The sequence below is a fragment of the Devosia lacusdianchii genome (assembly GCF_022429625.1).
GTDB classification, from domain to species: Bacteria; Pseudomonadota; Alphaproteobacteria; order Rhizobiales; family Devosiaceae; genus Devosia; species Devosia lacusdianchii.
This window is the reverse complement of record NZ_CP092483.1, coordinates 805,267-830,916: the sequence shown is the minus strand read 5'-3', so window position 1 is coordinate 830,916 and position 25,650 is coordinate 805,267. Positions and strand designations below refer to the sequence as shown.

Below are 25,650 nucleotides of genomic sequence, written 5' to 3'. Positions count from 1 at the left end.
GGCAAGGCCGGACGCCTCGATGCGTGCAATCAGTGCGCGATCATCTCGCCGACAATGTCTTCGGCGCTGAGTTCCGAGGGGTAGTAAGTCGGCCAGTTGGTCAGCTCTTCAAGGAGGGCAGCGCGATCATCGCCCCAGTAGAGGTGATAGTGGTCTGCATCCTGCGGCGCGATGGCGTGGTCACTGAACTGGATGAACTGCGGTGCCGCGTCAGCGCCCTCGGTCTTGGCGAAGATGAAGCGCACCCCACGATTGCCCTTTTCGTAGGTGAGGACTTCGTAGCCGTCATATGCATAACTGGCTGCCGCAGGCTCGCCCTCGCCATAGAAGGTGACGGTATCACCGGCAATGGTGATGCGATTGACGTCCGTCTGGTAGCCCACAGTGTAATAGGACGTGTATTCCTCGGCCGTCTTGGTGCCGGCTTCAGCCTTGTGTTCCATCACCGGGGCCAGCGTTCCATCGAGCAGCAGCGGGTAAATCGACTGCCAGTCGCCAGCCCAGTCCGCAAGGGCGCGGTCGGCAATCTGGCTGTCCTCGAAGTAGCCCTTATAGACCTGATCGTCATGAGCGTGCGCATGCGCGTCGCCTTCACCATGAACGACGCCCGAGCCACCAACCGCGACGATATTGTAGGGCGCACCCTCGAGCGCGATGCTGCGGGTTTCGGTGAAGGTGGCGATATCGATCAGGTGGATTTCGCCGGCATTGGGATCGGTCACGGCGACAACGTCGTTGGCGACGGCGATGCGGGGACGCGGCAGGCTCCATTCGCCATCCATCGAATAGGGCTCGGTGACGGTGACGGACTGCGCGATCGTGCCGGCGACGACGTCGATCTGGTTCAGCTTGCCGTCTTCGGTGAAGACGTAGGCGAATTTGGGCCGGATGGGATCGACCACGAAATGCACCCGGCGGGTCGGCAGGTCGATAAGGCGGAAGGGTTCGTCGGCGACAGGATCAATGGTGACGACCTTGTCTGGCCCGTAATTGCCAAGGAAGTATTGCAGGGCAACGCCACCAATGAGCGTGGTGGACTTGCCTTCAGGCAGGCCGGTGTAGGGCAGTAGTTCGACCTGCGGCTCGCCCGAGCCGGTGACGACAAGCAGGCCCTCAGCGCAGGCGATCAGCAGGGTATTGCCCGACGCGGCTTCACCGTGCAGGTCGGCGCAGGCGTACAGGTCGCCCACGGGCGTGCCGGATTTATCGAGGACCTGAACGCCGATGGGGAGTCCGGTCGGGTCGGCGGCGTTGGGAACAGAGACGATGGTGTAGTCGCCCCAGGGAACGGCCACGCCGTGATGGGGGGCGCCGCTATCGAACTCGGCGGTGGCAATGTCGCCGCCATCAAGCCAGTCGGCTTCGGTGACGACGCGGGTCTTGCCCTCGCCATCGAAGAACAGGGCGATCTTGCCGTTATGCTCGACAAAGTGGACCGGCTTGGTGCCGGCGACCGTGGTGTCGATGGCTGCGGGGGCGGTGATTTCGATATCGCCGTGATCGCCATGGTCGTCGATGGCGATGCCACTGTTGATGGCCGACACCTGGTTGCCTGCACCCTGTACGGCGTAGACCGCCTTGCCGGAATGAGTGACGTAGAGCGAGGCCGGACTAGCGAGTGGGAAGGTGCCGAGGGTGTCGCCGGTCGCCAGCTCGATGACGGACAGTTTCGGGGCGGCATGGTCGGACACGAAGAGGCGCCAGGCGGAGGTGGTGTCTTCGGCGAGGGCCGGGGCGCTCAGCGCGGTGGCGGCGAGCAAAGGAAGCAGGAGGCGAGCGTGCATAATGTCTCCGATATGTTAGCACGTTACGAGTGAGGTGATTTGGCTTGATGATGCGCGCCCCAGGACGCGAGGAGACCTTCCGATCATTCCGCGCGTCACCCTCGGGCTTGACCGAGGGGTCTGCATTTGTTGGGCGTGTTGAAGTATAGGGCCCTCGGGTCAAGCCCGAGGGTGACGCGCGGCGGTGCCGGCGGGGACGGCGGACGAACGCGGTCCGCCAGGGACGGCCTAGTTCAGGCAGTCCACCAGGCTGGCGGCGAGGCCACGCAGCAGGTCGGAATAGAGCGTGGGGCCCTCGGTCAGGGCGCCGCCTTCGGGGTCCAGCACGCCGGACTTGGCGCGGGTGCCTTCGGTGATGGCGCTGATGATGGTGGGCTCGAAATTGGGTTCGGCGAAGACGCAAGTGGCGCCGAGGCCGGCGACCCTGGCCTTGAGCTCATCGATGCGCGCGGCGCCGGGCAGGACGTCGGGCGTGACGGTGACCGAACCGGCCAAGGTGAGACCAAAGCGAGCTTCGAAATATTGGTAGGCATCGTGGAAGACGATGAAGGGCTTATCGGCGACTGGTGCCAGGGTGGCGGTAAGTTCGGTCTCGAGCGCATCGAGGGCGAGGATTTCGGTCGCGGCATTGGCCTCGTAGGCGGCAGCGTTTTCGGGATCGGCCTTGGCCAGGGCCGTAGCGATCTGGGTCACCATCAGCTTGGCGTTCTCGGGATCGAGCCAGAAATGCATATCGCCCTCTTCGCCATGGGCATGATCATGCTCGCCTTCATGCGCGTGATCTTCGCCTTCATGAGAGTGTGGTTCGAAGGCGCCGCCTTCGCGAACGGGCAGCAGGGTGATGCCGGGGGAATCGGCCAGCTCGACCACTGTCGCGTTGCCGGCCAGGGTTTCGAGCGCGTCGGCCAGGAACAGTTCCATTCCGTGGCCGGTCCAGAAAACCAGGTCGGCGGATTCGAGCGCGCCAGCATCGGACGGCCGCAGGGCATAGGTGTGGGGGGAGGCGGAACCCTTGACGATCAGCGTCGGCTCACCAACCCCCGCCATGACGGCGGAAACGAGCGAATGCACCGGCTTGATCGAGGCCACGACATTGGGCGCGGCCCAGGCGGTGGTGGTGAGGAGCGCACCGGCGAGCAGGGCAACAGGGGCGAGCAGTTTCATCGGCGGCCTCGTGATATGTTATGTTATTACGCTTGCGACGGTGTTATGCTATAACGTATTGAAGGGCGTCAAGGGTGGCTGTCGAGATTTCTCGACTCGAGCGCCAGACGCAGAATGTCGCCCTCCCCGCGGGAGCGCGAGACGGAGTCGATAGGTTCGATGAATGCGATTGTTCCCAGAGAGACGCTGATAACGCTCGCCAATGCCGGCGTGGCGCGTGGCGGGCGGACGCTGGTCAGCGGGGTCGACCTGACGATCGCGCGCGGCGAGATCGTAACGCTGATCGGGCCGAATGGCTCGGGCAAGTCGACGACGGCCAAGCTGGCAACCGGCGTGTTGAAGCCGACAAGCGGCAGCGTGGTGCGCAAGCCGGGCCTGCGCATCGGCTATGTGCCGCAGAAGCTCACCATCGATTGGACGCTACCACTGACGGTAGAGCGGCTGATGACGCTGACCGGGCGGTTTTCGACCAGCGACATCAGTGCGGCGCTGGAAGCGGTGGGCGCATCGCGACTGCTCAAGGCGGCGGTACAGGAATTGTCGGGTGGCGAGTTCCAGCGCGTGCTGTTTGCGCGGGCTATGATCCGCAAGCCCGATCTGCTGGTGCTGGACGAACCGGTGCAAGGCGTCGATTTTTCTGGCGAAGTGGCGCTCTACGAACTGGTCCGCCAGATCCGCGACACGACGCAGAGCGGGATATTGATGATCAGTCACGACCTGCATGTGGTGATGGCCGAGACCGATACGGTGATCTGCCTCAACGGCCATGTATGCTGCCGTGGCACGCCATCGGCGGTGAAGCGGAGCCCGGAATATCTGAAGCTGTTTGGCGAGCGGGCCGCGAGCACGCTGGCGCTCTATCAGCACCATCACGATCATGAGCACCACGACGATGGCTGCGTGCTGCCTGAGGGACATGCGCACGACCATGGCCATGATCACCACGATCACGGGAGCCATGACCATGTTCGGTGATTACTTCTCGCGTGCACTGATTGCCGGGATCGGGCTGGCCCTGGTCACGGGGCCACTGGGCTGTTTCGTCGTGTGGCGGCGCATGGCCTATTTCGGGGATACGATGGCCCATTCGGCGCTGCTGGGCGTGGCGCTGAGTATCATCCTGTCGCTGAACATGACGCTGGGCGTGTTCGCCGTGGCGGCACTGGTGGCTGGAGCACTGATTGTGCTGCAGCGGCAGGCGACGCTGTCGACCGATGCACTGCTCGGCATTCTCAGCCATTCGACCCTGGCCGTGGGCCTGGTGCTGGTGGGGTTTCTCACCACCGTGCGCATCGACCTGATGGGCTTCCTGTTCGGCGACATTCTGGCTGTGTCGGTCGAGGATATTGCCATCATCTATGGTGGGGGGATCGCGATCCTGGCCATCCTGATCCTGGCGTGGCGGCCATTGCTGGCCTCGACGGTCAGTCCCGAGCTGGCGGAAGCGGAGGGGCTGCGGCCCGAGGCGAGTCGGCTGGTGCTGATGATCCTCATGGCATCAGTCATCGCCATCGCCATGAAGCTGGTGGGCGTGCTGCTGATCACTTCGCTGCTGATCATCCCGGCGGCGACGGCGCGGCGGCTGAGCGCGACACCGGAAATGATGGCCGTGGTAGCGGCGGTGCTTGGCGCCATTGCAGTGGTGGGCGGGCTGTTCGGTTCGAGAACCTGGGATACCGCGTCGGGCCCCTCGATTGTGGTAATGGCTTTGATAGTATTCGTTGTGTCGCTGGCGGTGCCCGTCACGCGGCTGTTCGGCAGGAGAGTGCCCCATGGCGCATAGTCACGACGTTCCCAGCGACCTGACGCGCAACCAGGGCCTGGTGCTCGGAGCGCTGAACCATTCCGAGGGGCCGCTCAGCGCCTACGACATTCTCGACAAACTTAGGGCCGACGGGCTGCGGGCGCCGTTGCAGGTCTATCGGGCGCTGGACAAGCTGGTGGAGCGCGGGTTGGCGCACCGGCTGGAATCGCTCAACGCCTTCGTGGCCTGCGCGGACGAGCATTGCCATCGCAAGGGGCTGATCGCGTTCGCCATCTGCGAAGGCTGCGGCAAGGTGGATGAATTCGCCGACGCTGTCATCGAGGAGCGGCTGGGCGACTGGGCCGGGGCCAAGGGCTTCAAGGTGGAGCGGACGACGATGGAAATCCGCGGCAAGTGTGCTGAGTGTCTGGCGCTGGCGGCGTAGGCACTGCCCCCCACCCGCGGTGTTATCCCGGCCTTGAGCCGGGATCCATCCTGAGATGATTGGATGTTATCCCAGCGATCCTTGCGGCGGTATCAGGATGGGCCCCGGCTCAAGGCCGGGGTGACATCGAGTTTATGGGACGTCTAGGACTTTTCCCCAAACGTCAGAAAATGCACTGCCGCTGACCCATATTCCCGGCGATCATCCAGCGTGAATCCTGTGGGGATTTCCACCGCGGCCTCGACGCTTTCCTCGAACACGATGGTTGCCTCTTCGGCCAGCCAACCATTGGCGGCGATGCCGGCCAGCGCCTTCTCGCCCAGGCCCTGACCATAGGGCGGGTCGAGGAAGACCAGGTCGAATTTACCGAAAGTACCAGGTACCCCCAGATCCGTGGCGTCGCGGCGCAGCAGCTTGGTGATGCCCCCTGCCCCGAAGGCCTCGATGTGATCGCGGATGAGGCCGCGAGCCTCGGCGCCAGTATCCACGAACGTCACATGGGCCGCGCCGCGGGACAGGGCCTCGAAACCGAGGGCGCCGGTACCCGCGAACAGGTCGAGCACGCGGACGCCGTCGAAGACCGGACCAAGGCGAGAGGCCAGGATGTTGAACATCGACTCGCGGACGCGGTCGGCCGTCGGGCGAATGGAATCGTCCGACGGGGAGTTCAACTGCTTACCGCGGAATTTTCCGGCAACGATACGCATGGCTTAGGCCTTGGGGCGACGAGGACCGGAAGGGCGGCCAGCACCGCCGCCTGGACGCCCACCTCCGGCAGGACGGCCGCCCGAGGGCCGACCAGCGCCGGTCGGACGACCACCGGGCTTGCCTGCACCACCCGGCTTGCCATAGCCGCCGGGACGCGGGCCGCGAGCAGGTGCGGCGCCATCGCGCTTGGGCATCGGCTTGCCGTCGGCTCGCATGCGCGGCTTGCCATAGGTCTTGGCCTCGGAGCCGAATTCGTCGCGGCCCGGGCGGGTCGGACGATCGCTGCGTGCCGGGCGATCTGGACGATCCCCGTCGGCGCGGAAGCGCGCGGGCTTGTCCGAGAAATTGCGGCCGGGACGCTTGGTCTCGCCCTTGAAGGCAGCGCCTTCGCCGCGTTCACTATCGGGACGCAGGCGCGGCTCGAATGTACGAGCCGGACGTTCGGCGGCGGCTTCGCCACGACGCGGACCGCGCGGCGTGCCGGTGAACTCGCGGCCGGCGGGCGGGCGACTGCCACCCTCGGGGCGCGGGCCGCGCGGACGATCTCCGAACGACTTGCCGGCCGGCCGGTCGCCGAAGTCGCGCTTGGGGCGATCGCTGCGGTCGGCGGAAGGACGGGCACCTGCAGGGCGATCGCCATAGGGACGCTTGGGGCGATCGCCATCTTCGCGGCGCGGGCCACGAGTCTTGTCAAAGACCGGCTTGTCGCCAAAGGACTTCTTTTCATAAGGCTTCTTGGCGCCGAACGGCTTCTTGTCGCCAAAGGATTTCTTGTCGCCGAAATCCTTCTTGGCCGGTCGCTCAGGCTTTTTGCCGAAGGTCTTGGCGGGCTGGTCGTCGGGGTCACGCCAGGCGGTCGGCTTGGTATTGCGCTTCTGCACGAAGTCCTCGGGGGCGCGGCCGTCTTCATCGAAATGAATGCGGCGCGGTGGCGCCACTTCCTCGTCGTCGCGCGCCTCGACGCGTTTTGGGGCCGGCTTCTGGCTATCGAAGCGGCCAGGGCGGTCCTGGCGCGGGCGGTCCTCGCGGATTTCCGCTTCGGTCTTTTCGGCGCCGTCGGTGAAGCGGAAGCGCTGGCGGGCGATTTCGACCGTATTGGTGCCGCGGCCAGTCAGGCGATCGCGCGTGGGCTTACCGACCAGCGCTGCTGGTTCGGGCATCTCGCTGTCGAAATCGACATCGGCGGCGTCGGCGAGCTTCTTGCCGAGCTGGTCGCGCAGCATCTTGGCCTTGATGGTCTCGATGCCGCCAACGGGAATGTCGCCGAGCTGGAACGGGCCATAGCTGACACGGATCAGACGGTTCACCTCAAGGCCGAGCGCGCCGAGCACGTTCTTGACCTCGCGGTTCTTACCTTCGCGGAGAGCCATGACCAGCCAGACATTGGCGCCCTGCTCGCGCTCCAGCGTGGCTTCGATGGAGCCGTATTTGATGCCGTCGATCTCGATGCCGTCCTTGAGGCGATCAAGGGCCGCCTGAGTGACGGTGCCATGGGCGCGCACGCGATAGCGGCGCAGCCAGCCGGTAGCGGGCAGTTCGAGAACGCGCTTGAGGCCGCCATCATTGGTCAGCAGCAGCAGGCCTTCGGTATTGATATCGAGGCGGCCGACGGTGACGACACGCGGCAGGCCATGAGTTTCGAGATGTTCGAAGATGGTCTCGCGACCCTCGGGGTCCTTCTCGGTGACCACGAGGCCGGCGGGCTTGTGGTAGAGCCAGACGCGCGTGCCCTGGCGGGCGGCGAGCGGCGCGCCATCGACGATGATCTTGTCGCGGTCGGTGACATTGAAGGCCGGAGTGAGCACCTTCTTGCCGTTGACCACCACACGACCCTCGGTGATCCACACCTCGGCGTCGCGGCGGGAGCAGAGCCCGGAGCGGGCGATGACCTTGGCGAGGCGATCGCCGGTGTCGGGTTTGGCGGGGGTGTCGCTCATGTCGGCGTACTTTCTGTCATGCGGGACCCAGGTGGGCGGCGCGGAAAAGGCGAAACGGCTGGATGAGCCATCCAGCCGCTTGATGCAAGTAGCGTTGCTCAGAACTTAGTTGTTGCCGAGCTGGGTCTCTGAACTCGTCAGGCCCAATGTCGGGCCGGAGCTGAGCGATCCGGTGGCGTATGGCGTCTGTACGCCTTGGGCGCGCAGCGCCTTGCGGACGGCCTCGGGGCACTTCGGATCGTTGATGGAAACCACCTCGCCATTGCCGACGGCGCAGACCATTTCGGCGTCGCCGACGCGGGTGAAGTACTCGTCGGGCGGCAGGTAGAGCGGACGCTTGCCGTTGACGTTGACACTCATATTGGCGGCCTGCATGCGGGCGGTAAGCTGGCGGGCCTCAGCCTCAGTAAGGGGGCGACCGGAGAGCGAGCGCAGGTCCACGACCTTGGCATTACGCAGGCGCTGAATATCGGCCTCGGTCAGGTTGGCGGTATCGATCTGGACGGTGTCGCTATTGGCGGGCAACTGGGCCGCTGCCACCGTGGTGGTGGGCGCAGGCAATGCCTGGCCCGACTGCGGCAGCGCCAGCGGGGCGCGGGCCTGAGTCAGGTCTTCCTTCGGCGCTTCGCCGGGGACAAGCCCAAGGCCACGCGCCGTCGACGTCATCACTTCGCGTTCGAAGGTGCCCGCATCGGTGAGGGCATTGGTGCCTTCGACCGTGGTGCAAGCACCCAGCGCCAGAGCCAGCACGAGACCCAGCGAAGCCAACCCAGCCCGACGAGCAGCCTGCTGCCCGGTCAATCCAATGCGCATGAAACGTCCTTCAACATATCGGCGGCGCTTATAACTCATTCTGCCGCCTAAGGCCAGATTCTGGCGGCAACGTGTTCTTCGGTCATCAAGCCGCCCGTTTCCTGGCACGACCGAGCCCTATGAGGTCGGCAATCAACAGAATTACACCAGCCGTGATGGCAACGTCGGCAAGATTGAAGATGTAGAACGACCAAGTGCCCCAATGCAGGTGGAAGAAGTCGGCAACGGCGCCATAGAGCAGGCGATCGAGCGCATTGGAGAGCGCGCCGCCAATGCAGAGGGCCAATCCGGCGCGGATCAGCGCTGAATCGGCGCGCACCCACCAGACGGAAAGCGCGACGATGGCGACGAGCATGACCACGCCTAGGCCCCAGGCCGGCAGGCCATCGAGCAGGCCATAGGAAATACCGGTGTTCCAGACCAGCACATAATCGAAGAAATCGGTGACGCGCACGACTTCACCGCCGCGCCAACCGGTCATGGCAAACGGAATGTAGCTGGTGAAGATTTCGACACAGGGGGCAGCGCCGATGGCGATGCAATCGGCCGAGACCTGAAAGGCCTTGTGGGCGCGGTCGATACCGAAGGCGAGGATGGCCAGCGTGAGGGAGAGGTATACTGAGGGCTGCAGCCATGCGCGAACGGCGGCAGCCCTGTCGTTGTTCTCGGTCAAGATCTAGAACCCCGCCGCGGCGCGTTCGCGCAGAGCCTGGGCATCGCGCGGCGATACGTCGGGGAACTGCGGATCGGAGCCGACTTCGGGGAGGATTTTCCACGAGCGGGCACACCGCGAGCCTTGGGCCAGCGCTGGAACAACCGCGACGCCGGGAACGTCATCGAGCACAAAGGCATCGCTCGGCACGTCGCCCGTCGGATCGATAGCAATGGCCGAGGTGATCGAAATCTCCGCCATGTCCAGCCCCTCGATGGCCGTCGCAAACCGGGCATCGGAAATGATGACACGGGGCGCGGCTTCAAGCGAGGAGCCGATGCGCTTTTCACGGCGTTCGATTTCGAGCGCGCCGGTCACGACGCGGCGCACGGCACGAACGAGCGTCCACTTGCTGGCCAAGTCCTCGTTGAGCCATTCGGTGGGCACTTCGGGGAAGAGGCGCAGGTGGACGGACGAGCCGGCCTCCGGGTGCCGTTCCAGCCAGACCTCTTCCATGGTGAAGACCAGGATGGGCGCGAGCCAGGCGGTGAGGCAATCGAACAGGTGATTGAGCACCGTGAGCGAAGCCTTGCGCTTGACCGACGAAATCGGGTCGCAATAAAGCGCGTCCTTACGGATATCGAAGTAGAATGCCGAAAGTTCGATGTTCATGAAGTTCGTCAGCAGAGTGACGATCTTGCGGTAGTCGTATTCCTTGTAGGCGCCACGCACCTGCTCATCGAGCTGAGCCAGGCGATGCAGGATCAGCTGCTCGAGCTCGGGCATGTCGCGGAAATCGACAGCATCGCCGGGTTGGTAGTGGGCGAGATTGCCCAGCAGCCAGCGCAGCGTGTTGCGCAGCTTGCGGTAGCTGTCGACGGTAGTCTGGATGATCTCCTTGCCCAGGCGCAAATCTTCCGAATAGTCAGACGAAGCGACCCAGAGGCGCAGGATATCGGCGCCGTACTGCTTGATGACGTCCTGCGGGGCGACGGTATTGCCCAGCGACTTGCTCATCTTGCGGCCTTCGCCATCCATGGTGAAGCCGTGCGTCAACACGCTTTCATAGGGAGCGTGGCCATTGGTGGCGCAGCTTTCGAGCAGCGAGGAGTGGAACCAGCCACGATGCTGGTCGGAGCCTTCGAGATACATCGAGGCCGGGAATTTCAGATGCGGCCACTTCTGCTTGTTGCGCAGCACCCAGGAATGGGTGGTGCCACTGTCAAACCAGACGTCGAGCACGTCGGTGACCATCTCATAGTCGTCGGGGTTGCGGCCCTCACCGAGGTAACGCGCGGCGGCGCCGGGCTTGTACCAGGCGTCCGCGCCCTCTTCCTCAAAGCTCTGGGCGATGCGGTGATTGACCGTGTCGTCCTTGAGGATTTCGTTGGTGGCTTTCTCGACGAAGACAGTGATCGGCACGCCCCAGGCGCGCTGACGCGATAGCACCCAATCGGGGCGATCAGCGATCATCGAGCGCAGGCGGTTCTGCCCGGCAGCGGGATAGAACCTGGTAGCGTCGATGGCGTTGAGCGAACGGTGGCGCAGGGTATCGCCGGGCACACCCATGATGTCGCGGTCCATGTAAACGAACCACTGCGGCGTGTTGCGGAAGATCACCGGCTTCTTGGAGCGCCAGGAATGGGGATACTGATGCTTGACGCGGCCACGGGCGACCATGGCATTGCGCTCGGCAAGGGCGGCAATAACGCGGTTGTTCGCATCGCCCTTCTTGCCGTTGTCGTCGATGACGCGCGCGCCATCGAAGCCGGGGGCCTCGGAGGTGTAGAAGCCATCGTCGCCCACCACGTAGGGGATGGCGGAATCGATGTTCTTTTCGGCCAGCTTGCGGCCGGAATTCATCCAGATCTCAAAGTCGTCGAGGCCGTGACCCGGTGCGGTGTGCACGAAGCCCGTGCCAGCGTCGTCGGTGACGTGGTCGCCATCGAGCAGGGGGACATCGAAATTGTAGCCGTCGGCCAGGCCACGCAGGGGATGCTCGGCGATCGTGCCGGCCAGCATGTCCGGCTTGACCGCGAAGACCCGCTGATAAGCCTCGACCTTGGCCTTCTGCATGACTTCGGCGGCCAGGTTATCGGCCAGCACATACTGATCGCCGACGGCTGCCCAATTGCCCTCAGGCGCTTCGGTAACCCGATAAAGGCTATAGGCGACCTTGCTCGAAAACGAGATCGCGCGGTTCGCCGGAATGGTCCAGGGCGTGGTCGTCCAGATCACGACATAGGGCCGGACAACCTGGCTGCCGGTTGCCGGTTCGACGCCGCCAAACTGCTTGACCGGGAATTTCACCCAGATCGCGTCGCTCTCGTAGTCCTGGTATTCGATCTCGGCTTCGGCCAGTGCGGTGCGCTCGACGACGGACCACATGACCGGCTTGGATCCGCGATAGAGCTGGCCCGTCGTCGCGACCTTCATCAGTTCGCGGGCAATCTGGGCTTCGGCGTCGAAGCTCATGGTGAGATAGGGATTGTCCCACTCGCCAAGCACGCCGAGGCGCTTGAATTCCTCGCGCTGGATATCGACCCACTGCTCGGCAAAGGTGCGGCATTCCTGGCGGAATTCGACCACCGGAACCTCGTTCTTGTCCTTGCCCTTGGCGCGATACTGCTCTTCGATCTTCCACTCGATAGGCAGGCCATGGCAGTCCCAGCCCGGCACATAGGCCGAGTTATAGCCCAGCATCTGCATGGAGCGGGAGACGAGGTCCTTCAGCGTCTTGTTGAGCGCGTGGCCGATATGGATGTTGCCATTGGCATAGGGCGGGCCATCATGGATCGTGAACAGTGGCCGCTCCCTGGCCTGCTCGCGCTGCAGGGCGTAAATATCCATGTCTTCCCAGCGCTTGAGCCAGCCCGGCTCACGCTCGGGCAGGCCGGCGCGCATCGGGAAATTGGTCTCGGGCAGGAAAAGCGTGGCCGAATAGTCGGTTTCGGCGGCGCCCGTGGCGGTATCGGTCATGGAAACGGCAATCGCTAAAGGAGATTTGGGCGGGGTTGTAGCAAGGGCGGGCGAATGGGGCAAAGGATGATTTGCGGATCGCCCTTCCCCTGGCCGGAGGCGAAGAGCACCCGACCAATGCTAGCCGAAAAAGCCCAGCTTCATATCCAGCTCACCGAGCGGCTTTGCCTTGGCGATCAGGTCGCGGGCCTTGCGGCTGTCGCGGTCCATTGCTGCAACCAAGTCGTCGAGGCCGGCGAACACTTCCTGGCCTCGGATATGGCCGAGCAGTGCGACCGAAATGGTCTGGCCGTAAATGTCCTCGTCGAAATCGAACAGATGCGTTTCGAAGGGCGGACGCTGGTTGTTGAACATCGGCTTGCCGAATGCCGCCACGCCATCGAATAAGCGGGTGCCGAGGCGGGCGCGGACGGCATAGACGCCCTGGGCGAGCTGGAAACTGGCATGGGTCATGGTGTTGGCCGTGGGATAGCCCAGTTCCCTGCCCCGCTGGTCGCCTTTGACGACGCAGCCGTCAAAAAACCAGTGATAGCCGAGCAACCGATTGGCGGCGGCCACAGCGCCTTCGGACAGCGCGGCGCGAATGCGCGAGGAGGAGATGACCTCGTCGCCCTCATCCATCAGGTCCAGCGTTTCGACGGCAAAGCCATGCGTATCGCCGGCGGCTTTGAGGAAGCTCGGCGTACCGCGGCGCTGGCGGCCGAAATGGAAATCGGAGCCAACGATAACGCCGGTGACCCCCAGCGCGTCAACCAGAAAGCGCGAGACGAAATCCTCGGCTTCGATCTGGGAGAAGGCGCGGTCGAAATTGAGGATGGCGATAGCATCGATGCCGAAAGCCTCGGCCAGGCGCGCCTTGGCATCGCCATCGGTGAGGCGGAACATGAAGGGAGACGGCGCAAAGACGTCGCGCGGATGCGGCTCGAAGGTCAGCACCATGGCCGGCACGCCGGCCTCGGCGGCGCGGGCCTTGAGTGTGGCGATGACGCTCTGGTGGCCGCGATGGAAGCCGTCGAAATTGCCGATGGCGACATAGGCGCCACGCAGGCTGGGTGGAACGTGATCGAGATCGGCGAGGCGGATAAAGCTGGACATGGAACTACCAGGTCAGGCGCGGCAGGAAACCGGCCATGCGGGCGCGGCTGGGTGCCACGAGATCGGCAATGGCCTGCGGATCAGGTTTGCCAAAAGCATCGAGTTCGGCAGCGTGGATGGAGCCGGTGACGAATAGCAGGTCGATGCCGAACTGGGCGGCGCCAGTGGCGTCGGTGCGCACGCTATCGCCGATAGCAAGCACGCGGGACTTGTCGAGCGGACGGCCGGCGGCAACTTCAGCGAGGCGGAAGGCTTCCTCGTAGATCGGCTGATAGGGCTTACCGGCCATGAGAACCATGCCGCCCATGGCGGCGTAGAGATCGCCCAGGGCGCCACCGCAGTAGATGATCTTGTCACCATGCTCGACAACGCGGTCGGGATTGGCGCAGATCATGGGCAGCTTGCGGCTGAGCCAGAGCTTGGCGCGCTCGCGGTACATTTCGGGCGTATCGTCATCGGTATCGAGATCGGTGACGATGATCACTTCGGCCTCATCCGCGCCGGTGCGACGCACGTCGAGCCCTTCATAGAGCGAGTCATCGTCGGTCGGCGGACCGATGTGATGGATAGGCCGGCCGCGGTATTTGGCGATCATGCTCCGCGTTGCATCGCCCGATGACACAATGGCGTCATAGGCGGTGCGATCGACGCCCAAGCGGTCGAGCATCTCGATCAGCGGCGGCGAAGGGCGTGGTGCATTGGTGATGAACACCACTTTGCCGCCGGCTTTGCGGAACTCGGTCAGAGCCTCGACGGCGCTGGGAAAGGCCGCGATGCCATTATGGACGACGCCCCACACATCGCTCAGCACCGCATCGTAGCGGCCGGCAAGATCGGCGAGGCCGGAAATGGCGGGAGTGGTCATGGCAAACGTCCGATGCGGCTTGGGGGGAGCACGCCTCTATGTCGCAGGTTCGCCGAAATGATCAAGTCATGTGTTGCGGTTCAGGTAGGCCAAGCCGGCCAATAGCGGCGGCAGCAGAAGCTCAATTACGCCAAGACCAACAAAGAGCGGATGCGGCAGACCGGTCGTCAGGGCGGACAGCACACGAGTCAACCCGCCGAGGAAAAACAGCGCCATCAGGCCTTGGATGAGCCGGGCGCGGCCGGACAGATCTTGCAGGCACCACAGCAAGGCCAGCCCGAAGGCTAGGAAGAACACCGCGTAGAAGCGATGCTCGCTATCCAGCGTTGCATTACCGGGGCCTGCTCCGGGAATGGCCGCGAGGCCGAGGACGACCTGAACCAAGGAGATCAGCACAATGGCGCCGCCGGTGGCGGCGAGCAGGATAGCCAGCACGGTCTGCAACGGCCGATGGTTCATTGCTTCGCTGGGCGGCATTTGGTTAGCGTCGGCCATGACCATACCTCATCGACATGCCAACCATACGGCACCGTATGGGGCCTATCAATGTGGCGCGGCGTCGCAGTCGTTCTAGAATTCGACCCGGCGCAACTGCGGAGTCGCTGGGCGCGGGGCCTCGACCATCAGGTCGGGGCGTACGGGGCCGGGTGCAGCGACATGGGGTCCCTGAACCAGCGTTATGCCGTCTTCGAGCAGCTCAACGATCTGGCGTTCGCTGGAAATTCCGGTTGCCAGCAGGACTACCTCGAAGCGCGCGACATAGTTGGCAATGTCGGAGGCGTGGAAGTCGGTATAGACCTCGGGCTCGTCGATGAAGCGCGCGGCATCGATGCGCAGCGAACGCACGCCTTGGGCAGCCAGTTCAGCGACGTCGACCCGCAGCGACTTGACGTTGAGCAGCGAGAAACCGGCGCCCTTCTTGGCTATCGCATCGGCGATAGCGCGTTCGCCGGTGGTGAGGCTCTGCCAGTCGGCTTCGTTGATGGCAAAGATCAGCCCAGGTGCGATGGCCCTATTGGCCTCGAGCGAGACGATCAGCTGCTCGGACGAGGCCGAATCGCCAAGGGTGGCGCGAGACAATGGAATGTAGAGCGTCACCGGCTGGCCGCCGGTGCGGGCACGGCGTGCGATGGTGATGGCCTCGACCAGCCCGATACCCTCGATGTGGCGCTGCACGTCCTCACCGCCACGGCGGGGCATGAAGTCAGCTCGGTCGGCAAGATCGCCATCTTCGAGCATCAGCCGGGGCACCAGATCATAGCCCTGCGGACGGCGCTGCGGCAGCTTCACCACCGGCTGGATGTGGTAGATCAGGCGGTTTTCGGCCACGGCCTGGCGCAGCATTTCGAGCGGAATGACTGGCTCGGGTTCGCGCATAACGGCGGGCGGCGGCGGCGCGGCGGCGATCATGCGGTCGCGCCCGCTGGCCTGGGGCTTGGCGCGCTCCTCGATATCGGACACGGCCTCGGCGACCTGCCGGATGACAGTGCCGAGCACGGAAATATCGGCCTCGACGCTTTCCAGCCGCACCGCGGCATTGACGTCGGCCATGGCGTTGATGCGCTGACCCAGCACGGCGCCGGCCTGGGCGTCGGTTGCGAGCAGGCGCGACAGGTCTTCGATGGCGCGTTCGAGGCGGTTCTCTGCGCGCTGGCGCAAGCTGCGTTCGAGCAGGACGACGCAGGAGCAGCCGAAAACCACGGCGGCCAGGATCGCCTCGGCCGGCGTGAAGGTCAGCCCGAAATAGGCGGTGGCGCCAACGCCGGCCGCCGCAAGGGCAATGAACGTATAGACCAGAGCCTGCACGCGCGGGACCTCGGAACCCTCTTCAAGCGCCGGGATTCGGCCCTACCCTCTTAGCATCGCGCAAGGCACCACAAAAGCCGCGGGCCAGCTCTTCCAAGGCTTATTCAGGGATCAAGCCGCAAAGAGGTTCCAGGCGCGGGAGAAGAAGCGTCGGAACAGCACCAGCTGCGCCGCGCCGGTCGCTGCCGCCGAAGCGCCGAGGTGACCGATATCGATCGAAGGCGGATCGGAGGGTCCAGAGGGCAACCCCGCCATATGGTGACGCACGCGCTCCAGGAGCCGCTCCACTATGGCGCGCGGCATGACGCCGCCGATCACGGCTGTGTCGAACTCGATCACCGCCCGGGTATTGATGACGGCCTTGGCCAGCGCCAGACCGGCCGTATCGAGCCAGTGGCTCACCACCGGCTCCAGCGTCTGCCAATCCCAGTTGAGCGGATTGCCATCTGGGATGGCCTGGCCGATCTCTTCGAGCTGCCGGCGCAGGGCGACGATCGAAGCGACCTGGTGGACCGAGATGGGCTGGCCGGCCCCGTCCGAAACCACGATGCCACCCAGATTGGCGGCATTGCCGCTGCGGCCTTCCCACAGCTCGCCCTCGACCACGATGCCGGCGCCCACGAACGTGCCGACGCGCAAATAGGCCAGGCCGGGCGAGACCGGCAGGGCCCGGGCAATGAGCTCGGCCCAGCAGCCGGCGCTGCCGTCGTTGAACCATTCGGTGGGCAATCCAGCCTCGCGGGCGATTCGCTCGGCGAGGTTCAGTCCCTCCCAGAGCGCCTCCTGCTCGTCGGGGGCGCCAAGGCGGCAGACATACCGTTCGATGAAAGACGGGCTGGCGAGGCCGATGCCGATCAGCCGGCTGCGCTGCAGCTCGGACATGCCGGCGCGAATCGTGGCGATTTCGGCGGTGGCGGCGGCCAGGATCGTCCGGGCATCGGGCCAGGGATAGCTGCGCCGGACGCTGGCGATGGTTTTGCCCGCCATATCGAACAGCAGCACTTCCAGATGCTGCCAGCCGATTTCGACGCCGATAGCATAGGCGCCGTGCGGATTGAGAAAGAGCGGCGTTGCCGGCTGGCCGCGGCGGCCGCGCAGCACCTGCCCACGGATCACCAGACCCCGCTGTTCCAGCTCGGCAACGATGCGCGACGTGGTTTGCGGACCCAAGCCGGAGAGCCGCGCCAGATCAGCATTGGACGCGCCCGCATTGACGGCGATGAGCGTCAGCACGGCGCGCTCATTGGCGAGCCGTACACCCGACTGCGCCACGCCGCGCGCCATCGGCTCCATCTTGGGCGTCACTGAGTCCTTCCGCATGGGAAGAGTCTTAGTCGGGAGGCAACGGGGCAAGCAAGCGCAATGCCTGCACAGGTACATCCTGCAATTTGCGACAGTCGGAACGGATTATTTACCCTGTTGACCAACAATCGCTGCAAGACAAATGCGAGGACTGGCCGCATGGCGATGCACACTCGAAGCGACGGCGCGCCCAATGGACGGCTGTTGCTGGTCGACCGGGACGAGCCTCACGCGCATCTGGTGGCAGAAACGCTGACCCAGAGCCTGGGCCTGTCCGCGCGTATCACCACCGTGACGAGCGGACGGCAGGCGGCCGACCTGCTGCGTGATTCCGGCTTCGATATCGTATTGGCCGATCTTTCCAGCCTCGGCGACTTGTCCGATCGGAGCGACGACGCCGTGACGCGCCTGGTGCGGCTGGCGCAGGGTGCGCTGGTGGTGGCGCTGTCGGACGGGACCTCCGTATCGGCAGCGGTCGGCGCGATGCGCGCCGGAGCCCATGACTATGTGGCCAAGCCCATCAACGGGCCGGCCATGGTGGCGCGGATCGGCGAATTGGCGCAGCGCCACGGCAAAGGACGCACGCTCAGCATCGAAGCCCCGGTGGCCGATGGCATCAGGGATTTCGCGGGCTTTATCGGCGCATCGAGCGCCATGCAATTCGTCTACGAGCAGATCGGCCGGATCGCAGCGTCGGCGGCGCCGGTCTTCATCACCGGCGAAAGCGGCACGGGCAAGGATGTGTGTGCGGAGGCGTTGCACGCCAAGGGACCGCGTGGCGGCAAGCGCATGGTGGCCATCAATTGCGCCGCCATTCCCCGCGACCTGATGGAGAGCGAGCTGTTCGGCGTAGCGCGAGGCGCCTTTACCGGTGCCCACGAAGACCGCAAAGGCGCGGCCGAACTGGCTGATGGCGGTACGCTGTTCCTCGACGAAATCGGCGAGATGGACCTGTCGCTGCAGAGCAAGCTGCTGCGGTTCCTCCAGACCGGCACACTGAGCCGCGTGGGCGAATCGGGCGTCAGGCACGTCGATGTGCGGGTGATCTGCGCCACCAATCGCAATCCGATGCAGCTCATCGCCGACAAGAAGTTCCGCGAGGACCTGTTCTACCGGCTGCATGTTCTGCCGATCCACCTGCCGCCCCTGCGCCAGCGGCCGACCGATATCATGGTGCTGGCGCGGCATTTCCTCGAACGCTACGCGGCCGAGGAGCACAAGAGTTTTGACGGTTACTCGCCTGATGTGGCGGGGATCCTCGCCTCGGGCGACTGGCCGGGCAATGTGCGGCAATTGCAGAACCTGGTGCGCCGGCTCGTCGTGATGTTCGACGGCGGCGAGATCACGCCCGCCATGCTGGCGGCAGCCGATATCGAATCGCGCGGCATCGTGCCCGTGGCCGAGAGCCAGCCACGCACGGAGCGCCGGCCGGCCATTTTGCCGATGTGGCAGCAGGAACAACGCATCATCGAAGACGCGATCGCCAGCTTCGGCGGCAATGTCTCGCTGGCGGCGGCGGCGCTGGAGATCAGCCCATCCACCATTTATCGCAAGCGGCAGAGCTGGGCCGATATGGCGGTGGCGAGCTAGGCGTCTGACTTCCAATCGGAATCCCGGTCCCCTCCACGCCCGTCACCACCCGACTTGTTCGGGTGGTCCAGTGCGGACTGCGGGCGTGGCTGGATTGCCCGGACAAGCTGGGCAATGACGATGGAAACAAAATCGGATGCACTGAAACACGCTACGCAAGGGCCAAGTTGATGCAGCGCCCGTGGTAACGAGGGCGCGCCTAAGGCGTATTGGCTTCACGTGCCTTGACGCGGTCGAGGCCGAGATAGTGTTCGCGCAGGATCACGGCGATGCCCGAGAATACGATGATCAAGGCGCCCAGGATCATCGCGACGGTCGGGATATCGCCGAACACGGCGAAGCCGATGACAATGGTCAGCAATAGCGAGACATATTCGAACGGTGCGATGACCGACATGTCGGCATAGCGGTAGCATGAGGTCAGCAGCAATTGCCCGATTCCGCCGGCAAATCCCGCGCCGATCAGTAGCGCCGCCTGAGTGGGCGTGGGCATGACCCAGCCGAAGGGGATGGTGGCAAGCGACAGCACGCTGGCGCTGATAAAAAAGTAGATGACGATCGCCTCGGTGCGCTCGGTCTGCACGAGTTTGCGCACCTGCATCATGGCGAAGGCGGTAAGAATGGCGCCGCCGAATGCGGCCGCAGCGCCGATCGCCTCGTTGTTGCCAAGCGGCTGCCCGCTGGAGAACAGCGTCAGACGGGGCCAGAGGATGATGACGACGCCGACAAGGCCGATGACCACCGCCGTCCAGCGGAAGGCATGAACCTTCTCCTTGAGCAGGACGGCGCTGAACAGGACGATCAGCAATGGCGCGGCATAGCCGATGGCCGTCGCCTCGGGCAGCGGCAGGCGGGTGAGGGCGAAGAAGCCGAGCCCCATGGAGGATGCGCCGACAAGCGCCCTGACCACATGGCCGAGCGGGTTACGCGTATGCAGCGCCGTACGCAATTGCCGCCGCCAGAGCAGGTAAGCGACAACCGGCAGGATGGCGAAGAAGCAGCGGAAGAACACCAATTCCCCAGCGGGGATGGTTGCGGTGGCCTTGAGCAGGGTCGCCATGACGACGAAGAAGCAGACCGAGAGCACCTTGAGCGTAATGCCACGTAACGGCCCGCCCGTGTGTTGCGCGGGGCTTGCCGGGTTGGGTGGCGCTGGAGTGGTCACGGCAATCTCGTCTTTTGAGCCGCCTTAGCGGCTAGCGGATTGCTCCAGCTTTTCCTTGGCGATACGCGCAGTGGCGAACGCCTTGTGCTCGGGGCCGACGGCAGAGCCGGTCTTGATCACCTTGCCGTTGGCATCGTGAATTTCCCAATGCCAGTTGGCGTTCGGGCCGCTGCCGCCCTTGAGGCGCAGCTTGATCTGTAGGGTGCTATCTTGGGTCATGCCTGCCTTATGGCGCAGGTTCGCGCGGGGTGGAAGGGGGAAAGTTGCCCCGGTCGCTGCTAGACCTCGGAGCGGCGATACTCGATGCGGTCGCCACGAAAGGCGAGGTGATCGCGAATGGACTCAACTTGCGGGCATGGGTCGGGATAGTACCAGACTTGGTCGGGACCGTCGGCGGTGAGCGTCTTGATCGTGTAGTAGGACGCCTCTCCCATAGCGGGATTGCTCGTGCGGGTTTCGGACGCCTCAAGAATGCCGGGCTGGACGTCTTCGCGCGGCACATAGATGCGCACCGGCTCGCCAGGCTCCTCGACCTCGAGCGCCCGGAGCGAACTGGCGATTTCGGCGTCATCGAAAATGACATGCACGCGACCTGAAACCGGGGTGATCTTGATATCTTTGTCGAGACATTGACGCGTCATAATTAGCTGCTCTTGTGCGGTGGGCGATCGACAAGGATCAAACGCGCGAAGTCAAAGTCGGTTCACCCGACCTTGACTCCTCCAGGCCCCAGCCATATATCCCCGGCACCTGTTAGCACTCTACAATGACGAGTGCTAACAGCCGAAAAATTGCATTTTATATGATGCCAGAAGGAGCAATCATGGGCTTCCGTCCTCTGCACGACCGCGTGGTCGTCCGCCGTCTCGACAGCGAAGAAAAGACCAAAGGCGGGATCATCATCCCCGACACCGCCAAGGAAAAGCCCTCCGAGGGCGTGATCGTCTCCGTGGGCCCCGGCGCCCGTGACGAAAGCGGCAAGATCAATGCCCTCGACGTCAAGGCCGGCGACCGCGTGCTGTTCGGCAAGTGGAGCGGCACCGAGGTCAAGCTCAACGGCGAAGACCTGCTGATCATGAAGGAATCCGACATCATGGGCATCGTCGAAGTCTAAGCGACTTCCCTGCCCTTTCGTCGTTTCAACCATTCTTAAGGAGCGCCAACCATGGCCGCTAAAGAAGTAAAGTTCTCGACCGATGCCCGCGACAAGATGCTGCGCGGCGTCAACATCCTGGCCAATGCGGTCAAGGTGACCCTCGGCCCCAAGGGTCGTAACGTCGTTATCGAAAAGTCGTTCGGCGCCCCGCGCATCACCAAGGACGGCGTGACCGTCGCCAAGGAAATCGAACTGGAAGACAAGTTCGAGAACCTGGGCGCCCAGCTCCTGCGTTCGGTCGCTTCCAAGACCAACGACATTGCCGGTGACGGCACCACCACCGCGACCGTTCTGGGTCAGGCTATCGTTGTCGAAGGCGTCAAGGCTGTTGCCGCCGGGTTCAACCCGATGGATCTGAAGCGCGGTATCGATCTGGCTGTTGAAGAAGTCGTTGCTTCGCTCAAGGCCGCTTCGTCCAAGATCAAGTCGTCGTCCGAAGTTGCCCAGGTCGGCACCATTTCGGCCAACGGTGAATCGTCCATCGGTGACATGATTGCCGAAGCGATGCAGAAGGTCGGCAACGAGGGTGTCATCACCGTCGAAGAAGCCAAGACCGCTGAGACCGAACTCGATGTCGTTGAAGGCATGCAGTTCGACCGCGGCTACCTGTCGCCCTACTTCGTGACCAATGCCGAGAAGATGACCGCCGTTCTGGAAGATCCTGTGATCCTCCTACACGAGAAGAAGCTGTCGAACCTTCAGGCTATCCTGCCGATCCTTGAGTCGGTCGTGCAGTCGCAGCGCCCGCTGCTGATCATTGCCGAAGACATCGAAGGCGAGGCTCTCGCGACCCTCGTCGTCAACCGTCTGCGTGGCGGCCTCAAGGTTGCTGCCGTCAAGGCACCTGGCTTCGGCGACCGCCGCAAGGCCATGCTGGAAGACATCGCCATCCTGACCGGTGGTTCGGTGATCTCCGAAGATCTCGGCATCAAGCTCGAGAACGTGACCATCGACATGCTCGGCACTGCCAAGCGCGTTGAAATCACCAAGGAAAACACCACGATCGTCGACGGCGCCGGCACCCAGGAAGACATCCAGGGCCGCGTTGGCCAGATCAAGTCGCAGATCGAAGAAACCACTTCGGACTACGACAAGGAAAAGCTGCAGGAACGCCTGGCAAAGCTCGCCGGTGGCGTTGCGGTGATCAAGGTCGGCGGCTCGACGGAAGTCGAAGTCAAGGAGCGCAAGGACCGCGTCGACGACGCGCTGAACGCAACCCGCGCTGCCGTTGAAGAAGGCATCGTTGCCGGTGGTGGCGTTGCGCTGCTGCGTGCTTCGAACGCCATGACCGTCAAGGGCGCCAATGCCGACCAGGCTGCTGGTATCGCCATCGTTCGCCGCGCTCTGCAGGAGCCGGTGCGCACGATCGCCAACAATGCCGGTGCCGAAGGCTCCGTCGTCGTCGGCAAGATCCTCGAGAACAGCTCGTCGACCTTCGGCTACAATGCCGCGACCGGCGAATATGGTGATCTGATCACCATGGGCGTTATCGACCCGGTGAAGGTGGTTCGCACTGCCCTGCAGGACGCTGCTTCGGTTGCTTCGCTGCTGATCACCACCGAGGCCCTCATCGTCGAAGCCCCGAAGGAAGCTGCACCGGCAATGCCTGGCGGCGGCGGCATGGGCGGCATGGGCGGTATGGACTTCTAAGAAGTCCAACGCCCAAAATGCAAAGTGTTCGGACCGGTCAAGCCGGTCCGAATGGCGGTATGGACTTCTAAGAAGTCTTATCCAGCTTCGAGGTTCGTTTCTTCCCAGTCACGAACTTCGTGGAAAGGCGCAGTGGAAACACTGCGCCTTTTTCTTATTCCGCGCGCAATGGCGTGGCATTACAGTGCGGCAAGCGCCCATCGAGAGGATTTCATGCGGACACCAAGACGTGGCAGTGCATTCGACCAGGCAGAAGCCGCCTTCAAGGCTGTGACCAGCAAGCCGGTAGAAGCCGCACCAAAGACGATCGCCCCACCTTCGGGCAAGGAAATGGTGACGCTGCGCCTCGATCGAGCTGTTCTCGAACACTTCCAGGAGGATGGTCCCGGCTGGCAGGACCGGATCAACGCTGCTCTGCGTCAGAGCGCGGGCCTGGATAGCGCCGATAACGGCTGAACGGCTGTGGTGGCGCGCGTGGGTTCGGAGGGCGAAATGCTGCGCGTTGTTTCGCTCGACAAGACCAATCTGGCAGCAGCCGCTGCCATCGATGCCTCGTTCATGGTCAGCGAGGAAGGCGAGGTGACCCACTTCGAGGCCGGCCTACAACTGCTGCCGCGCTCCGTCACCCCGTACCGCAAAAGCTATCTCGATGCCCGCGAGGACCTCGAAGCGGCAATTTCCGACGATACACAGGCAGGCTATGTTGCACTGCTCGATGGCGTAGTGGTGGGCGTCGTGATCGTGAGCCGCGACTGGAACGGCATGGGCCTGGTCGATTGCCTTGCTGTCGATCCCAACCGTCGCGGCGCCGGCATTGGCGCGGCCCTAATCGACAAGACCAAAGCCTGGGCCAAAGCGCGTGGATTGCCGGCGGTGCGGCTCGAAACACAGAACAACAATCTCGTGGCCTGCCGTTTCTACGAACGCCAGGGGTTCGCGCTCAGGGGATTTGATGCCGATCTGTATCGTGCAGATATGCCGGGCACACGCGAAGTGGCACTGTTCTGGTACTTTTGGTTGTAGCGAGAAGCCTTCCCTATAGCACGGCTTCCCGTTCCTCCGAACCGCAACACCGGACTGGTGCACCAGGCCATTTGACAGCAACGCTGAGGCGTTTCATTTTCTTGAGGAAGCAGTGACTTGAGGGGGACTGGCATGTCCGGGCGTGTTTTGTTGGTTACGGTCGCCTTGTTGGCATTGGTCAGTACGGGCGACGCCTTTGCTCAAAAGACCAAGATCAAGGCCGATACGCCGCAGACCACTATCCACCAGCCGCAGCAACCCCAGCAGACGCCGCCGCAGCAGAGCGGCTCCGTGGACCCTGACGATATCGAACAAATTCTCGATGACGCCGACGCTGCCTACTTTGTCGATGACGGGCAGACGCCGGACTACAAGCGCGCTTTCGAACTGTACTCGCTGGCGGCAGGTGCCGGCGACCCCTATGCGATGAACCGGGTCGGCCTGATGTACGACCGCGGCGAGCATGTCGACCAGGATTTCGGTCAGGCTTTCGAGTGGTACCTGAAGGCCGCCGAAGCAGGCCTGCCCTCGGCGCAAAGCAATGTTGGGAGCATGTACAGTGCCGGCGACGGCGTACGGCAAGATTATGCCGAAGCCGTGCGCTGGTTCCGCCGGGCGGCGGAGAATGGCTATGGCTACGCCATGTATTCGCTGGGCGATATGTATCTGGGCGGAACGGGGGTCGCCAAGGACGCCGAAGAGGCAGCGGCCTGGTACCAGAAGGCCTCGGATGCAGGTGACGCCAATGGGCATTGGGCGCTTTCGCTGCGCTACCTCTATGGCGACGGCGTCGGCAAGGACAGCCAGCGTGCCGCCGAGCTGGCCTATCTGGCGCTGACCAATGGTTTGCAGGTCGCGATGGATGAGTTCAAGGAGATCGGCAGCGCCGACACCTCGCCCAATTATCGCCGCGCCATCCAGGAACTGCTCAAGCGCGACGGCTATTATGACGGCGGTATCGACGGCAGTTTCGGCCCTGGCACGCAGCGGGCCATCGAGGCCGCATTCGGATCGGCGCTCTAGCTTGAGAATAGCAGGCGCAGGGCCAGCAGGATTGAGACCACAACGACGAGTGGGCGGATAATTTTAGCGCCGTAACGGATGCCGGTGCGCGCGCCGATATAGCCGCCGATCACCTGCCCCGCTGCCATGACGATGGCGGCCGGCCAGACGACGTCTCCCGCCGGAATGAAGATGGTCAGCGCCGCCAGGTTCGAGACCAGATTCACGATCTTGGTGTTGCCCGAAGCCCGCGTGAGCCCCATGCCGAAGAGCATGACGAAGCCGATGGTGAAGAACGAGCCCGTTCCCGGCCCGAAAATGCCGTCATAGAAGCCGATGGCGAAACCCAATACCGGCACGAACAGGTGGAACGGCAGCCGGGCGGCCTTGTCGGCATCGGAGAGATTGGGCGCGAAGAGGAAATAGAGCGCAATGCCGATCAGGGCGACCGGCACGGCGATATCGAGCAGGCCGGTATCGATCTGCCGGACCACGAGCGCACCGATAAGGCTGCCGGCATAGGTCAGCGCTATGGCCGGGATCAGTGCCTTGAGCGAAACGAAACCGCGGCGCCAGTAGGTGAGCGCCGCCATGCCGGTGCCTACCACCGATTGCATCTTATTGGTGGCCAGCGCGGCGACGGGAGGCAGGCCGGCCGACAACAAAGCCGGTACCGAGATCATGCCGCCACCCCCGGCAATGGCATCGACAAAGCCGGCGAGCATGCCGACACAGGCCAGAGCCAGCAATATCAGGGGATCGAGCATCAA

General features: G+C 63.8%; 25 protein-coding genes. 9 read left to right on the top strand and 16 right to left on the bottom strand.

From position 1 onward, the window contains the following. Positions 1 to 29 precede the first annotated feature (29 nt). Both aztD and MF606_RS04055 read right to left on the bottom strand, forming a co-directional pair. A complete protein-coding gene (aztD, locus tag MF606_RS04060) occupies positions 30 to 1,784 on the bottom strand; it encodes a zinc metallochaperone AztD (RefSeq protein WP_240232378.1) in 1,755 nt (584 codons plus the stop codon). Positions 1,785 to 2,012: 228 nt separating this feature from the next. After that, positions 2,013 to 2,948 carry a zinc ABC transporter substrate-binding protein gene (locus MF606_RS04055; RefSeq protein WP_240232377.1) on the bottom strand — a complete coding sequence of 312 codons (936 nt, stop codon included), beginning with the start codon at positions 2,946 to 2,948 and terminating at the stop codon, positions 2,013 to 2,015. A gap of 159 nt (positions 2,949 to 3,107) precedes the next feature. Between MF606_RS04055 and znuC the strand changes: the two genes are divergently transcribed. From znuC to MF606_RS04040, 3 genes are read left to right on the top strand one after another with little or no spacing between them, the layout of a single operon-like run. Continuing rightward, a complete protein-coding gene (gene znuC / locus MF606_RS04050) occupies positions 3,108 to 3,923 on the top strand; it encodes a zinc ABC transporter ATP-binding protein ZnuC (RefSeq protein WP_240232376.1) in 816 nt (271 codons plus the stop codon). Next, a complete protein-coding gene (locus tag MF606_RS04045; protein ID WP_240233775.1) occupies positions 3,913 to 4,731 on the top strand; it encodes a metal ABC transporter permease in 819 nt (272 codons plus the stop codon). The genes znuC and MF606_RS04045 overlap by 11 nt, the downstream gene beginning before the upstream one ends. Continuing rightward, complete coding sequence (locus MF606_RS04040) at positions 4,721 to 5,137, top strand: Fur family transcriptional regulator (RefSeq protein WP_240232375.1); 417 nt, start codon at positions 4,721 to 4,723, stop codon at positions 5,135 to 5,137. Before MF606_RS04045 ends, MF606_RS04040 begins: the two co-directional genes overlap by 11 nt. Before the next feature lie 143 nt (positions 5,138 to 5,280). Here the strand turns inward: MF606_RS04040 and rsmD are convergent, their stop codons facing one another. From rsmD to MF606_RS03990, 10 genes are all read right to left on the bottom strand, one after another. Beyond that, a complete protein-coding gene (rsmD, locus tag MF606_RS04035; protein WP_240232374.1) occupies positions 5,281 to 5,844 on the bottom strand; it encodes a 16S rRNA (guanine(966)-N(2))-methyltransferase RsmD in 564 nt (187 codons plus the stop codon). Between the two features lie 3 nt (positions 5,845 to 5,847). After that, positions 5,848 to 7,782 carry a pseudouridine synthase gene (locus MF606_RS04030; protein WP_240232373.1) on the bottom strand — a complete coding sequence of 645 codons (1,935 nt, stop codon included), beginning with the start codon at positions 7,780 to 7,782 and terminating at the stop codon, positions 5,848 to 5,850. A gap of 105 nt (positions 7,783 to 7,887) precedes the next feature. Then, the gene (locus tag MF606_RS04025) at positions 7,888 to 8,595 is read right to left on the bottom strand and encodes a hypothetical protein (protein WP_240232372.1); all 708 of its coding nucleotides are present in this window, start codon (positions 8,593 to 8,595) and stop codon (positions 7,888 to 7,890) included. 85 nt (positions 8,596 to 8,680) lie between these two features. Continuing rightward, complete coding sequence (lspA, locus tag MF606_RS04020; protein ID WP_240232371.1) at positions 8,681 to 9,268, bottom strand: signal peptidase II; 588 nt, start codon at positions 9,266 to 9,268, stop codon at positions 8,681 to 8,683. Between the two features lie 3 nt (positions 9,269 to 9,271). After that, complete coding sequence (ileS, locus tag MF606_RS04015) at positions 9,272 to 12,226, bottom strand: isoleucine--tRNA ligase (protein WP_240232370.1); 2,955 nt, start codon at positions 12,224 to 12,226, stop codon at positions 9,272 to 9,274. Positions 12,227 to 12,346: 120 nt separating this feature from the next. Beyond that, positions 12,347 to 13,321: a bifunctional riboflavin kinase/FAD synthetase gene (locus tag MF606_RS04010; protein ID WP_240232369.1), complete on the bottom strand. Its 975-nt coding sequence runs from the start codon at positions 13,319 to 13,321 to the stop codon at positions 12,347 to 12,349. A gap of 4 nt (positions 13,322 to 13,325) precedes the next feature. Further along, complete coding sequence (locus MF606_RS04005; RefSeq protein ID WP_240232368.1) at positions 13,326 to 14,186, bottom strand: TIGR01459 family HAD-type hydrolase; 861 nt, start codon at positions 14,184 to 14,186, stop codon at positions 13,326 to 13,328. A gap of 66 nt (positions 14,187 to 14,252) precedes the next feature. Continuing rightward, positions 14,253 to 14,687, bottom strand: coding sequence for a DUF4345 domain-containing protein (locus MF606_RS04000; RefSeq protein ID WP_240232367.1), 435 nt, complete (start codon positions 14,685 to 14,687; stop codon positions 14,253 to 14,255). Between the two features lie 69 nt (positions 14,688 to 14,756). Continuing rightward, on the bottom strand, positions 14,757 to 15,992 hold the full coding sequence (locus tag MF606_RS03995; protein ID WP_240232366.1) for an EAL domain-containing protein: 1,236 nt from the start codon (positions 15,990 to 15,992) through the stop codon (positions 14,757 to 14,759). Between the two features lie 111 nt (positions 15,993 to 16,103). Continuing rightward, positions 16,104 to 17,312, bottom strand: a complete 1,209-nt coding sequence (locus MF606_RS03990) for an ROK family transcriptional regulator (RefSeq protein ID WP_240232365.1) — start codon at positions 17,310 to 17,312, stop codon at positions 16,104 to 16,106. A 141-nt stretch (positions 17,313 to 17,453) separates the two neighbouring features. Between MF606_RS03990 and MF606_RS03985 the strand changes: the two genes are divergently transcribed. Next, complete coding sequence (locus MF606_RS03985) at positions 17,454 to 18,884, top strand: sigma-54-dependent transcriptional regulator (protein WP_240232364.1); 1,431 nt, start codon at positions 17,454 to 17,456, stop codon at positions 18,882 to 18,884. Between the two features lie 199 nt (positions 18,885 to 19,083). Here MF606_RS03985 and MF606_RS03980 read toward each other — a convergent pair whose 3' ends face one another. The 3 genes from MF606_RS03980 to MF606_RS03970 are packed head-to-tail and all read right to left on the bottom strand — an operon-like array spanning position 19,084 to position 20,690. Beyond that, positions 19,084 to 20,049, bottom strand: a complete 966-nt coding sequence (locus MF606_RS03980; RefSeq protein ID WP_240232363.1) for a DMT family transporter — start codon at positions 20,047 to 20,049, stop codon at positions 19,084 to 19,086. A 24-nt stretch (positions 20,050 to 20,073) separates the two neighbouring features. Then, positions 20,074 to 20,268: a hypothetical protein gene (locus tag MF606_RS03975; RefSeq protein ID WP_240232362.1), complete on the bottom strand. Its 195-nt coding sequence runs from the start codon at positions 20,266 to 20,268 to the stop codon at positions 20,074 to 20,076. Positions 20,269 to 20,327: 59 nt separating this feature from the next. Next, positions 20,328 to 20,690: a DUF427 domain-containing protein gene (locus tag MF606_RS03970; RefSeq protein WP_240232361.1), complete on the bottom strand. Its 363-nt coding sequence runs from the start codon at positions 20,688 to 20,690 to the stop codon at positions 20,328 to 20,330. A 182-nt stretch (positions 20,691 to 20,872) separates the two neighbouring features. On the opposite strand from MF606_RS03970, the gene MF606_RS03965 reads away from it, so the two are divergent. From MF606_RS03965 to MF606_RS03945, 5 genes are all read left to right on the top strand, one after another. Further along, positions 20,873 to 21,163, top strand: a complete 291-nt coding sequence (locus MF606_RS03965) for a co-chaperone GroES (protein ID WP_240232360.1) — start codon at positions 20,873 to 20,875, stop codon at positions 21,161 to 21,163. Between the two features lie 51 nt (positions 21,164 to 21,214). After that, on the top strand, positions 21,215 to 22,855 hold the full coding sequence (gene groL / locus MF606_RS03960; RefSeq protein WP_240232359.1) for a chaperonin GroEL: 1,641 nt from the start codon (positions 21,215 to 21,217) through the stop codon (positions 22,853 to 22,855). A 213-nt stretch (positions 22,856 to 23,068) separates the two neighbouring features. Beyond that, positions 23,069 to 23,311: a BrnA antitoxin family protein gene (locus MF606_RS03955; protein WP_240232358.1), complete on the top strand. Its 243-nt coding sequence runs from the start codon at positions 23,069 to 23,071 to the stop codon at positions 23,309 to 23,311. Between the two features lie 36 nt (positions 23,312 to 23,347). Next, complete coding sequence (locus tag MF606_RS03950) at positions 23,348 to 23,878, top strand: GNAT family N-acetyltransferase (RefSeq protein ID WP_240232357.1); 531 nt, start codon at positions 23,348 to 23,350, stop codon at positions 23,876 to 23,878. Positions 23,879 to 24,010: 132 nt separating this feature from the next. After that, entirely contained in the window at positions 24,011 to 24,901 is an 891-nt protein-coding gene (locus tag MF606_RS03945; protein ID WP_240232356.1) for an SEL1-like repeat protein, read from the top strand. Here the strand turns inward: MF606_RS03945 and MF606_RS03940 are convergent. Next, entirely contained in the window at positions 24,898 to 25,647 is a 750-nt protein-coding gene (locus MF606_RS03940) for a TSUP family transporter (protein WP_240232355.1), read from the bottom strand. The two genes, MF606_RS03945 and MF606_RS03940, sit on opposite strands and share 4 nt — an antisense overlap. Between the last annotated feature and the right edge of the window lie 3 nt (positions 25,648 to 25,650).

Coding starts and splice junctions, on each gene's coding strand:
- MF606_RS03950 (WP_240232357.1), top strand. CDS start 23,348: ATGCTGCGCGTTGTTTCGCTCGACAAGACCAATCTGGCAGCAGCCGCT.
- aztD (WP_240232378.1), bottom strand. CDS start 1,784: ATGCACGCTCGCCTCCTGCTTCCTTTGCTCGCCGCCACCGCGCTGAGC.
- MF606_RS04025 (WP_240232372.1), bottom strand. CDS start 8,595: ATGCGCATTGGATTGACCGGGCAGCAGGCTGCTCGTCGGGCTGGGTTG.
- MF606_RS04000 (WP_240232367.1), bottom strand. CDS start 14,687: ATGGTCATGGCCGACGCTAACCAAATGCCGCCCAGCGAAGCAATGAAC.
- MF606_RS03975 (WP_240232362.1), bottom strand. CDS start 20,268: ATGACCCAAGATAGCACCCTACAGATCAAGCTGCGCCTCAAGGGCGGC.
- MF606_RS04030 (WP_240232373.1), bottom strand. CDS start 7,782: ATGAGCGACACCCCCGCCAAACCCGACACCGGCGATCGCCTCGCCAAG.
- MF606_RS03985 (WP_240232364.1), top strand. CDS start 17,454: ATGGCGATGCACACTCGAAGCGACGGCGCGCCCAATGGACGGCTGTTG.
- groL (WP_240232359.1), top strand. CDS start 21,215: ATGGCCGCTAAAGAAGTAAAGTTCTCGACCGATGCCCGCGACAAGATG.
- MF606_RS04010 (WP_240232369.1), bottom strand. CDS start 13,321: ATGTCCAGCTTTATCCGCCTCGCCGATCTCGATCACGTTCCACCCAGC.
- MF606_RS04045 (WP_240233775.1), top strand. CDS start 3,913: ATGTTCGGTGATTACTTCTCGCGTGCACTGATTGCCGGGATCGGGCTG.
- znuC (WP_240232376.1), top strand. CDS start 3,108: ATGAATGCGATTGTTCCCAGAGAGACGCTGATAACGCTCGCCAATGCC.
- MF606_RS03965 (WP_240232360.1), top strand. CDS start 20,873: ATGGGCTTCCGTCCTCTGCACGACCGCGTGGTCGTCCGCCGTCTCGAC.
- MF606_RS03945 (WP_240232356.1), top strand. CDS start 24,011: ATGTCCGGGCGTGTTTTGTTGGTTACGGTCGCCTTGTTGGCATTGGTC.
- MF606_RS04005 (WP_240232368.1), bottom strand. CDS start 14,186: ATGACCACTCCCGCCATTTCCGGCCTCGCCGATCTTGCCGGCCGCTAC.
- rsmD (WP_240232374.1), bottom strand. CDS start 5,844: ATGCGTATCGTTGCCGGAAAATTCCGCGGTAAGCAGTTGAACTCCCCG.
- MF606_RS03970 (WP_240232361.1), bottom strand. CDS start 20,690: ATGACGCGTCAATGTCTCGACAAAGATATCAAGATCACCCCGGTTTCA.
- MF606_RS03955 (WP_240232358.1), top strand. CDS start 23,069: ATGCGGACACCAAGACGTGGCAGTGCATTCGACCAGGCAGAAGCCGCC.
- ileS (WP_240232370.1), bottom strand. CDS start 12,226: ATGACCGATACCGCCACGGGCGCCGCCGAAACCGACTATTCGGCCACG.
- MF606_RS04040 (WP_240232375.1), top strand. CDS start 4,721: ATGGCGCATAGTCACGACGTTCCCAGCGACCTGACGCGCAACCAGGGC.
- MF606_RS04055 (WP_240232377.1), bottom strand. CDS start 2,948: ATGAAACTGCTCGCCCCTGTTGCCCTGCTCGCCGGTGCGCTCCTCACC.
- MF606_RS03990 (WP_240232365.1), bottom strand. CDS start 17,312: ATGCGGAAGGACTCAGTGACGCCCAAGATGGAGCCGATGGCGCGCGGC.
- MF606_RS03940 (WP_240232355.1), bottom strand. CDS start 25,647: ATGCTCGATCCCCTGATATTGCTGGCTCTGGCCTGTGTCGGCATGCTC.